This window comes from Actinocorallia aurantiaca (assembly GCF_039533685.1).
GTDB lineage: Bacteria > Actinomycetota > Actinomycetes > Streptosporangiales > Streptosporangiaceae > Actinocorallia > Actinocorallia aurantiaca.
In genome coordinates, this window is record NZ_BAAATZ010000012.1 from 490,911 (window position 1) to 500,831 (window position 9,921).

The 9,921-nt window shown below is 68.7% G+C and carries 13 protein-coding genes; 8 read left to right on the plus strand and 5 right to left on the minus strand.

Going from position 1 to position 9,921, the window contains the following annotated elements:
* The first annotated feature begins 43 nt into the window (after positions 1-43).
* Together ABD327_RS17395 and ABD327_RS17400 are read left to right on the plus strand one after the other, a co-directional pair.
* On the plus strand, positions 44-571 hold the full coding sequence (locus ABD327_RS17395; protein ID WP_344451453.1) for a DinB family protein: 528 nt from the start codon (positions 44-46) through the stop codon (positions 569-571).
* 237 nt (positions 572-808) lie between these two features.
* On the plus strand, positions 809-1,207 hold the full coding sequence (locus tag ABD327_RS17400; RefSeq protein ID WP_344451592.1) for a RidA family protein: 399 nt from the start codon (positions 809-811) through the stop codon (positions 1,205-1,207).
* Positions 1,208-1,332: 125 nt separating this feature from the next.
* Here the strand turns inward: ABD327_RS17400 and ABD327_RS17405 are convergent, their stop codons facing one another.
* The gene (locus tag ABD327_RS17405) at positions 1,333-1,968 is read right to left on the minus strand and encodes a hypothetical protein (protein WP_344451454.1); all 636 of its coding nucleotides are present in this window, start codon (positions 1,966-1,968) and stop codon (positions 1,333-1,335) included.
* A 312-nt stretch (positions 1,969-2,280) separates the two neighbouring features.
* On the opposite strand from ABD327_RS17405, the gene ABD327_RS17410 reads away from it, so the two are divergent.
* Entirely contained in the window at positions 2,281-3,045 is a 765-nt protein-coding gene (locus ABD327_RS17410; RefSeq protein ID WP_344451455.1) for a hypothetical protein, read from the plus strand.
* A 721-nt stretch (positions 3,046-3,766) separates the two neighbouring features.
* On the opposite strand, the gene ABD327_RS17415 is transcribed toward ABD327_RS17410, so the two are convergent.
* From ABD327_RS17415 to ABD327_RS17425, 3 genes are all read right to left on the minus strand, one after another.
* Positions 3,767-3,982 carry a hypothetical protein gene (locus tag ABD327_RS17415; RefSeq protein WP_344451456.1) on the minus strand — a complete coding sequence of 72 codons (216 nt, stop codon included), beginning with the start codon at positions 3,980-3,982 and terminating at the stop codon, positions 3,767-3,769.
* Positions 3,983-4,059: 77 nt separating this feature from the next.
* On the minus strand, positions 4,060-4,569 hold the full coding sequence (locus tag ABD327_RS17420; protein WP_344451457.1) for an HAD domain-containing protein: 510 nt from the start codon (positions 4,567-4,569) through the stop codon (positions 4,060-4,062).
* Positions 4,570-4,687: 118 nt separating this feature from the next.
* Positions 4,688-5,080, minus strand: a complete 393-nt coding sequence (locus ABD327_RS17425; RefSeq protein WP_344451458.1) for an ATP-binding protein — start codon at positions 5,078-5,080, stop codon at positions 4,688-4,690.
* A 439-nt stretch (positions 5,081-5,519) separates the two neighbouring features.
* Here ABD327_RS17425 and ABD327_RS17430 point away from each other — a divergent pair, with 439 nt between their 5' ends.
* The 4 genes from ABD327_RS17430 to ABD327_RS17445 all read left to right on the plus strand — a co-directional run bounded on the left by ABD327_RS17430 (position 5,520) and on the right by ABD327_RS17445 (position 8,407).
* The gene (locus tag ABD327_RS17430) at positions 5,520-6,347 is read left to right on the plus strand and encodes a helix-turn-helix domain-containing protein (protein ID WP_344451459.1); all 828 of its coding nucleotides are present in this window, start codon (positions 5,520-5,522) and stop codon (positions 6,345-6,347) included.
* Positions 6,331-6,504, plus strand: coding sequence for a DUF397 domain-containing protein (locus ABD327_RS17435; RefSeq protein ID WP_344451460.1), 174 nt, complete (start codon positions 6,331-6,333; stop codon positions 6,502-6,504). Before ABD327_RS17430 ends, ABD327_RS17435 begins: the two co-directional genes overlap by 17 nt.
* A gap of 75 nt (positions 6,505-6,579) precedes the next feature.
* A complete protein-coding gene (locus ABD327_RS17440) occupies positions 6,580-7,485 on the plus strand; it encodes an alpha/beta fold hydrolase (protein WP_344451461.1) in 906 nt (301 codons plus the stop codon).
* Positions 7,486-7,513: 28 nt separating this feature from the next.
* Positions 7,514-8,407, plus strand: a complete 894-nt coding sequence (locus ABD327_RS17445; RefSeq protein ID WP_344451462.1) for a Vgb family protein — start codon at positions 7,514-7,516, stop codon at positions 8,405-8,407.
* Positions 8,408-8,635: 228 nt separating this feature from the next.
* Here ABD327_RS17445 and ABD327_RS17450 read toward each other — a convergent pair whose 3' ends face one another.
* The gene (locus ABD327_RS17450; RefSeq protein ID WP_344451463.1) at positions 8,636-8,929 is read right to left on the minus strand and encodes a winged helix-turn-helix transcriptional regulator; all 294 of its coding nucleotides are present in this window, start codon (positions 8,927-8,929) and stop codon (positions 8,636-8,638) included.
* On the opposite strand from ABD327_RS17450, the gene ABD327_RS17455 reads away from it, so the two are divergent.
* Positions 8,816-9,921: NAD(P)-dependent oxidoreductase (locus tag ABD327_RS17455; protein WP_344451593.1), on the plus strand; the 1,106-nt coding region annotated here is incomplete at its 3' end. The two genes, ABD327_RS17450 and ABD327_RS17455, sit on opposite strands and share 114 nt — an antisense overlap.

Genomic DNA, 9,921 nt, shown 5'->3' on the forward strand with positions numbered 1-9,921 from the left:
CGTCCCTCTGTCGCGTTGCATCTTTGCTGTGCATGATGGAGCGGTGACCTGGACCGCCCCTGAGATCACTCGCACGATCGGTCCCCTCGAGGCGCTGGTGGGCGATGAGCGCACCCTTGCCGACGCCTGGCTGGACACTCATCGGCAGACGCTTCTGTGGAAATGCGGAGGGTTGACGGCCGAGCAGTTGAAGTCGCGTGCCATCGCGCCGTCGAAGCTGTCGCTCCTCGGACTGGTCCGTCATATGGCCGAGGTGGAACGGGACTGGTTCCGTACGCGGTTCGCCGGGCAGCGAGCGGGTTATCTGTACTGCAGCGACACCGACCTCGACGCCGAATTCGACGTCGAGGCCGCTGACGCGGAGAACGACTACGCCGCCTACGTCCGGGAGATCGACCTCGTCCGGCGGATGCTCTCCGGCCGTTCACTGGACGAGACCTACTTCGATCCGCGTCGCGAGGCCGAGATGAGCCTTCGCTGGGTCTACTCATCCATGATCACGGAGTACGCCCGGCACAACGGCCATGCCGATCTGCTGCGCGAACGAATCGACGGTCGCACCGGTCACTGAGTTCGAGGCTCCCCGAGGACTCGGTACCCACTGAGGTGATCTCGACAAGGCGGGTACCGGTGCTCGAAGCGGGTGAGTACCAGGGCGGCTTTCGCGATCGGGTCGGCGGCCTGATCGTCAGCGTAGAGCGCGGCCGGCGACGGAGAGACGGGCCGGTCGATCTGCAGCGTGCGCATCCGCTGGTGCCGGCGTGAATTCGGTGGTGAAGCGGGCGGCGGACGTGGCATCGTCGGCCTCATGTCTGTGGAATTGATCCGTGCCGGCCGCCTGACCGATGCCGTCCCGTATGCCTACGCCTCGGTAGTTCCCGCCGGTGCCCGGCTTGTGCACACCGCCGGCGCGTGTCCGATCGACGAGCACGACCGGGTCGTGGCGCTCGGTGACGTCGCCGGGCAGGCCCGGCAGGTCATGGACAATCTCGAGGTGGCACTGCAGGCGGCAGGGGCTGTGCTGACAGACGTCGTGCGGACGACCGTCTACGTTGCGAGCACCGACCAGGCGGACCTCGTAACAGCCTGGAACGTGGTGCGCGCCCGGTTCGGCGACCACGACGCGCCGAGCACCTTGCTCGGCGTCACGGTGCTCGGCTACCGGGGCCAGCTTGTCGAGGTCGACGCCGTCGCCGTAACGAAGTGATCTCACCGAGGTGGATATCCGTGCTCGAATCGGGTGAGCACGAGGGCGGCTTTCACGATATCGCCGATGCGACCGGGACCGGCGGTGGACGATGCCACCGCCGTGGACGGTGCCGCGGGCACCCCTCATTCTTCGGTTTCCTCGCGAGGGGCCGTCACGGGAGGATGCGGTTCCTCCTCGGGTCTGTAGATGGCCTGGAAACCCTGGCAGAGCACCACGGCGCAGCCGAGCCAGGCCACCAGCGCCACCATGTCGAGGAAGTCGAAGGACACGTCGCCGGCCCGGCGCGGAGGGATGAATCCCGAAGGATCGGCGATGACCCTGACCTCATCGCCCACGTCCAGCTCTCCGTGGCGTAGGAGGCCCCTGACGATCTCGTCTCCGGTTCCCGCCAGCTCGTAGGACCAGGAGCAGCTGCCCTTGGAGCGGGAGCAGATCTTCTCCACCACGACCGCCTCGCGGGACTCACCGAAGAGCTTGAGGTAGAGGTCGCCGGGCACCGTGAACGCGGTAACCGTGAGCGCGAGGCCGACCGCGACCATCACGCCGAACTCGGGTCCTCCGCGATCGAGGACGAGTGCCATGCCCAGCGGGAACAGCAGGAGCACCAGCATCGGCAACCCGATCAGCAGCATGAGGATCCCGCCTCCCCACGCGAACACGAATCCGACGAAGCACCAGCTGGCCGCGACCAGCGTGGTGAAGAAGACCATCCGGAGCCACGGAGGCCGGCCGGGAAGTGTCAGGCGCTCAAGGAACATGACCAGGACGCTAGGCGGAGCGCGCTCCCGGGAAAAAGGGGCCACCGTCCCGCATCTCCGGGACACGCGTCAGGCACGGCCGATCGGCTCGCCCTCGACGGCGACGTCGGCGGGCCGCATGCTCCGTCTCGCCTGTACGGCCTCCGCGACGTCCCCGCCGCGGCCCGGCTCCGGTGTTCGCCCGGCATCCGGCGAGCCACCGTGCTGGGATGAGAGCGAGCCGCACTCTCATGCGATTCTTCCGTTCTGTCACAATTGTCCCGTCGAACGCACAGGGACTGCCAGCAGCCTCCCTCTCCCCCGGAGGCACCCGTGGCCGTCCTTGCCGTGAAGAACCGGATCATCGACCTCGCATGGCTCTGGCGGGGCCTGATCTGCGCATTCCTGCTGTTCGCCGGACTGGCCGGCCACGAGTACGGGACGGAGAAGCGGGCGTCGCTCGAGCAGCTCTACGCCGACACCCGATCCGGCCGGGCAGATGTCGTCGAATACCGCTTCGATCGGAACGGCGAGGACTACCACCTCACGGTGCGCTGGTCCACCGGACCGTTCTCCTGGTACGAGCACTCCGAGAGCGGCAACGTCGACGGCGTCTCCCCGGAACTCGCGGAAGCGTTCCCGGAGGAATACGCAGGGCCGCAGGGCCACACCTTCCCGGAGGAATACGCAGGGCCGCAGGGCCACACCTTCCCGGAGGACTTCGCCGCCGCCAACAGCGCCGGACACGTCCGCGTCGAACCCTACGAGCGCCGCCGGCCGGACGACACCTTCTGGGCGGTCGACCTCCCCGGCTGGTGGTCCGTCCCCGCCGCCGTCATCGCCATCGCCCTGTCCATCCTCATGCTCCGCACCCGCGACCACCGCTACGCCAACCGCTGGGCCTGGTTCTGGATGTTCCTGTCCACGCCCCTCGGCATGATCGGCTACCTCCTCCTGGAGCGCCGCCCCTTCCCGCCCGTACGCGCCCCTCGAACGGTCGAACCCATAGGCGGCTTCACCGGCTTCGTCTTCGGCACCATGCTCTTCCCCCTCCTTTTCGGAAGTCTCGCCGTCGCCGTCGGCTACCTGTTCACCTGAACAGGGCGCTCAGGAGACGGTCGTCGTCCGCGGCCTGTGGTGGTCCCGCACGATCCCGCGCCGAGCCGTCACCCATGTGGAACCGGACGGGCCCTTCGCCCCCACGATCGAGTGGGTTTCCGGCCGCAGTGAGAAGCACTCCGCCCTTCTCGTCTCCTTCGCGGACTCCTCCAGCCCCTTGACCTCCGTCGGGAAACGCAACCGCGCCTGCACGCTGGAGCTGGCCCGGCACCTGGGCGTCCGCCCCTCCCGACGCCGTCGGCTCGGCATCGCACTCGCACGCGCGGAACGAGGCCCACGCCGGCGGCGCACGACCTGAACCGATCATGTCTCGGGCCGTTGCCGACGTCATCGACACCGTCAAGACGCAGGTTGATGCGCCTGCGGAACCTCGGGTCGGTGCTTGCCCGGCAACAGGACGAGTTCGCCGTTAACCGGTCTTACGCCGCTTCAGGGTCACGGTCACCGCACCGATGGCGAGGACGGTCAACGTCGCGCCGGCCGCGAGCCACCACCAGCCCGGTGACTGCGCAGGCGTGGGCCCGATCGTGACAGAAGTGGCGTCCGCCGGGGGCAGGGGCGCTGCGTCGGGCAACGGACGGACTCCCGCGCACAGACCGGTGGCACCGCGGACGGAATTCACTCGGTACCGGGTGCGGACGCGGAAGTCGTAACCGCAGCTGCTCTCGTTGCGGCTCGCCTTCAGCTCGAGCGCGGACCCTTACCCGAGGTTGCCTTTTTCGGTCGACTCGACCGCGAGCCGGATTCCCGTGTCCGTGACCTCCGTGACGGTGCCGATGACGATGAGATCAGCCCGTTCGTCCTGGCCATTGGGGGCACAGGAGCAGGCCCAGGCGGGCGCTGCGGGCGAGACCAGCAGAACCAGGCTGAAACCGAGGACGGTCAGGGTCAGCAGAATCGTGCCACGCGTTTTCATACCGTTAAGACGCGTCTGAGGGATCCCGGCGTTGCTCCCATCGATCCTGGGCGGAAAGGCGCCTGGGACCGGATCGGTCACAGCCGTGCCAACCAGTCGGCGATCGTGGCGAAGTCGGTGCGCGTGAGGCCACGGCGGGGGTCAACGCGGTGGAGGAGCGCCTGTCCGTGATGGTGTGCGGACACCCAGGCGCGATCCGCGTCGGCGATCTCGTCGTCGACCCAGACGAACGAGCGTCCGGCCGCCCAACCGACCAGGCCGCGGGTCTTCCAGTGCAGCGGCCCCTCGTCCTCCGAGTCCGGCCAGTCCGCCACCGGCAACTCGGGCAGACCGAGCAACGGACTGATCACCTCGTTCGCCTCGGCCATCCAGGTCGTCGCCCACACGAGATCGCACGGCAGCGCCGACAACCGCGTTCCATGCCGGGGGTCGATCCTGGCCAGCAGCGGGTTCGCCCCCGCCGGCAGCGGTCGCGGTGCCGTTCGGGCATCCGGGTGCTCCCTGAGGTCCGGTTCGGGCGCCCCGAACGGGATGAGGGGGCCGTCGACGTCGAGGAACAGCAATGGACGGTCCGGGGAGTCCAGCACCACCGCAGGATAGCGGGACCGTTCGCGGAGAACCTCGTCTCGATTGCCATCGGGGCGGGTGAAGATCCGCTCCCCGCTTCGAGAGGAAAGCCCGGGTAGTCGTTTCGGGGGCGGAGCGTCAGGGGTGCTGGTCGTCGGCGAAGACGGGCAGGACCGCCCATACTCTCCGGCCCGTCTCCGCGGGTTCGCAGCCCCATTTCAGGGACAGCGTTTCGACCATCCACAGTCCGCGGCCGCTGACGGCCTCGATGTCGGCGGTCCGGGCCGCCGGTTCCTGCTCGGCGCCCATGTCGGTGACGGCGACGGTCACCTCGTCCGGGGCGAACCGCGTCTCCACCGTGAACCATCCGCCGGGTCTTCCGCTGTCGCTGTGCAGGACGGCGTTGGCCGCCAGCTCGCTGGCCACGAGTTCCGCCAGGCGCATCGCCTCGTGCCCGCCCGCGGTGAGCCGGACGAACCGTCGGACCTCCGCCAGCTGGTCCAGTGTGCCCTCGAAGCGGCGCTGGGGCATTCTTCTTCTCCGTTCGGTCATTGCCGGTCAGGCCCAGTGGTTTCTTTCCCGGCTCGACCGGCTGTTCCGCACGGGCCGGGTAAGGGATTCCGCGAACGGGTCCCGGAGTCGACAGGAGTGCGTGCTTCGCGTACCAATAGACGAATTCAAGAGGTGTGAGAGAAAAGTCCGTACATGCTCGTCGTTGGCCGTGGTCGGCACGCGGAAACTCCTCAGAATTTATGCCGGTTTCCACGCGTTTCTCTAATATTGAGCACTCCGATGAGCAAGGCGATGATGAAAATCACGACCCATAGAACAATGGTGAGTATCGCCACGCCGCTTTACCTCTCTGTGTAGGTTGCCAGGGTTGTTCGAAAGCCGAGATTTCCAGTGCCAGGCGTGATTGTCACGAGTTGCGCGAGGGCTGGGAAACCCGCGGAAACCTGGAGGTGGCTTCATGTACATGCGAGAGAACCCGGACCCGAAGGATTCGCTCGGCACGCTCATCGCTTTCATGCTGCGGTTCTACCGAGTCCGCGCCGGGGAGACCGGCGAACAGGTCGGGCGGATCATCGGCGTCGGCAAGGCGCAGGTTTCCAAGCTCGAACACGCTCGGCAGCCGATCGGCAGCGTGCAGGCGGCGACCCTGGACCGGCACTGGAAAACCGGCGGATTGCTCGCTTACCTGGTGCATTTCTCACGAATCTTGCAGAACCCAGCATGGCTGGACCAGCACTTCCAACACGAGGCGCAGGCGCTGGTGATCCGGTACTTCAACCCGCTGGTGATTCCCGGCCTGCTGCAGACCGAGCAGTACGCCCGCGCCCTTCTGGTGGCCGGTCGCGTCCCGAACGTAGATCATGCGCTTAAACGGCGCATGGCCCGAAAAGAGATAATGAAACGCTCGGATCCTCCTATGGTTCGAGCCATCATTGACGAGAGCGTCCTACTGCGCCCGGTGTTGCCGCAGGGCACACGCCTGGAACAGCTCCGATATCTCTCCGAGCTCTCCGAACAACGAAACGTCAGCATCCGGGTGATACCCGTCGGCGAACCTCTCCACCCGGGGGTGGACGGCCCTATCAAGCTGGTCACGCTGCCGACCGGCGAAGTGGGCTTCACAGAGGTATCCGGCTGGGGCATCGTTATCACGGACCCAGACAGAGTGCGGGATCTCGCCGCACGATATGAGATGGTTTCAGATCACGCGCTCTCAGTAGGGGCGACTCGACAGCTTCTGGCGAACATGATCAGAGAGACGGAGAGCGATGATCGACTGGCGTAAGTCGTCTTACAGCAACACGACCGGAGAATGCGTCGAAGTGGGCGAACTCGGCTCAGGGCTGGTCGCTCTTCGCGACTCCAAGAACCCCGGTGCCGGACACCGGGAGGTGGCGCGAGTCGCGTTCGCCGCTCTCGTCGCGGGGATCAAGAACGCCTGACAGCCATCGGACCCCGGTTCGGGGAGCACGAGAAAGCGGTTGCGGTCGCCGTCCTCTCGTGGGCAGGGTGCTGTGGTGATCGGCTCAGAGATCGAGCTCCCCGTCGCGGACGGGGTCCTGTCGGGCGTTGACTTCGGCGGTCGCGGCGTGGGAGTGCTGCTCGTCCACGGCAGCGGACACAACGCCGCGGCCTGGGCGGACGTGGCGTCCCGTCTGGCGGGCGAATGCCATCCGGTCGCCCTCGACCTGCGTGGCCATGGGCGGACCCGGCTCGTCTCCACCGGCCCGGAGCAGTACTGGCGGGACATCGGAAGCGCCGCCACGGCGCTTTCCTGGGACCGTCCCGTGCTGGTGGGTCATTCCACCGGCGGGTACGCGGTGACGGCGGCGACCGCGAGCGGACTGGTGGAGCCAGCCGCTCTCTGCGTCGTGGACGGCCTGGTGCTCGATGACCGGGACACCTCACTCGCCGAGCACGCCGCCGTGCGGACCGCTGAGGCGGCGGACCGCCTGCGGGCCATGTTCCGCTACGGCTGGGAAGCCGACGACGAACAGATGCGCGCCTACGTCGAGCAGTGCGTCCGGGAGGCCGGCGGGGACCGGCTCAACGCCGGAGCACGGCCCGGCCTCGTCGAGGAGGTCACGCGGCGCTCCTTCCTCCGCCGAGGCCACCGGTGGGTGAGGCGGCCGACCGTCGAAGAGATCATGACCGTCAGTGCTGTGGAGCCCGGCGCCGCGGTCTTCCCGAGCATCGACGTGTACGACCGCATCACCTGTCCGATGACGATCGTGCTGGCCGACGACGGCTTCTACGCCTCGCGCCGCGACGAGGCGCGTGCCGTGGCCGACGCCGCCCCCGGCCGCCGGCTGGTCGATATCGGCTCGAACCACAACGTCCCCATGACCCGGCCCGCCGACCTCGCCGCGATCATTCTCGGCCTGGTGCGAGACCGGGCCGGGACGTCGAACCGGGAACGCTGATCGATCCCGTCCCCTTCAAGGAGTTGCAGTGCGGCATTCCGAAGACCCGGCCATCAGAGAGATCCCCGTGGCGGACGGGGAGGCCGGCCCCTACGGCATCGTGACCGGCCCCGACGACGCCCTGTGGCTGACCTTCGTGCACAGCGGTCGCATCGCGCGCCTCACCCTCGGCGGCGAACTCGAGGAACATCCCCTGGACTCGCCCACCTGTCGTCCTACGGTCATCACCGTCGGACCCGACGGGGCGCTGTGGTTCGCCCGGTCCCAGGACCACCGGATCGGCCGCATCACCGTCGACGGTGAAGCGGAGTCCTTTCGCGTGCCGACGCCCGGCAGCGGGCCCTTCGGCATCACCGCGGGCCCGGACGACGCGATGTGGTTCACGCAGATGAACACCGACCGGATCGGCCGCGTCACCGGCGATGGAGAGGTCACCGAGTTCGCCCTCCCCGTCGAGGGCGCCTTCCCCTCGGCGATCACCGCAGGCCCCGACGGAGCGCTGTGGTTCACCCTCAACCGGGCGAACGCGATCGGCCGCATCACCACCGGCGGCGACGTCGTCCTGCACCCGCTGCCCACCCCGGACGCCGCACCCGTGGGCATCACCAGTGACGGCGCCGCCCTGTGGTTCGTCGAGATCGCGGCAGGACAGATCGGCAGGATCTCGACGGACGGCCGGATCGAGGAGTTCCCGCTCCCCGACCGCACGGCCAGACCCCACGCCATCGTCGCGGCCTCCGCCGGAGACTGCTGGTTCACTGAATGGGGGGCCGGCCGCATCGGTCACATCACCGTGAGTGGCGAGATCACCGAGTACGACCTGCCGTCACCGTCATCCGAACCGCACGGCATCGCCCTGGGTCCCGACGGCGCTCTCTGGGCGGCCCTCGAAACGGGAGGGGTCGCGCGGGTGGCACCGTAGCCCGGGGTACGGACGACCGTTGCATCGACGCCCGGCGCGAGCCCGTCTCCGAGCGGCCGGGCCCTCGACGTGGCCCGGCCGCTGCCCCGCCTGACGTGATCCCCTGCCGGTCCCCGCCCGCGCTACCCACCTTTTTGTGGGTACTTGGCAGCGGGCCGCGGAACGGCGAACCTTGTCGTGGGCGGAGGGAGGATCCGCCCGGCGCGGACGGGACGGAGGGAAATCGCGTCAGGAGGCCGACTCGGCCTCGGCGAGCCTCTCCAGGCGGCGGTGACCCCAGTCGGAGACCGGAGCCAGTGCTTCGGAGAGTTCGCGGCCGAACTCCGTCAGGGAGTACTCGGTCTTCAGGGGGCGGACGTCGTGCGCCTCGCGGTGCACCAGGCCGTCCGACTCCATCTCGCGGAGCGCCTGGGTCAGGACCTTCTCGGTGAGGCCCGGCAGCCGCCGACGCAGTTCACCGGGGCGCCGGGGGCCGGACTCCAGCAGCCAGAGCAGGGTCGTCTTCCACTTGCCGTCGATCACGGCGACCGCGGCGGTCACCCCGCAGACGTTCAGGTCCCGGGCGCGGCTACGCGTCATCTTCACCCCGTTCATCGCCGATCGTCATCGTCATCGAGGGAGTTCTCCATGTCCACATACTCCGACCAGTCTGCCGTCACCGTGCTCGGTCTGGGACCCATGGGCCGGGCCCTGGCCGGTGCGTTCCTGGACGCCGGGCTGCGGACCACGGTCTGGAACCGGACCCCCGGCCGCGACCGGGAACTGGTCGAGCGCGGGGCCGTCGGCGCGCGTTCGGCCAAGGAGGCGGTCTCCGCGAGCGGCCTGGTCGTGGTCTGCGTGGTGGACTACGACGCGGTGGACTCCGTCCTGCGGCGCGACGCCGTCGCCGACGCGCTGAAGGGGCGCACGGTCGTGAACCTCACCGCCGACACTCCGGCGCGGGCCCGCGACCTGGCCGGCTGGGCGGCCGAGCACGGCGTCCGCTATCTCGACGGCGCGATCATGACACCGACCACGACCATCGGGACACCCCACGCGGTGTTCATCCACAGCGGCCCGGAGGAGCTCTACCAGGAGCACCGGCCGGCCCTGGACGCGCTGGGCGGTACCCACACCCACCTCGGCGAGGAGATCGGCCGGGCCGCGGCCCACGACATCGCGCTCCTCGACATCTTCTGGACCGCGATGGCGGGCTACGCGCACGCCCTCGCCGTGGCGCAGGCGGAGGGCGTCACCCCGCGGGAGCTGGCCCCGTTCGCCAAGGGCATCGCCGAGATCCTCCCGCCGCTCTTCGAGGAGGGCGCGGAAGAGGTGGAGAACGGCGCCTTCCCCGGAGACGGCAATCCGATCACCTCGGCGGCCTCCTCCATGGCCCACATCGTCCACGCCTCGGAGGCCCACGGCATCGACGCGGGCGTGATGCGCGCCGCCGAAGGCCTGGCCCGCCGCGCCATCGGCCTGGGCCACGGCGCGGACGGCTTCAGCCGCGTCACCGAGATCCTGAGCCGCCGCTG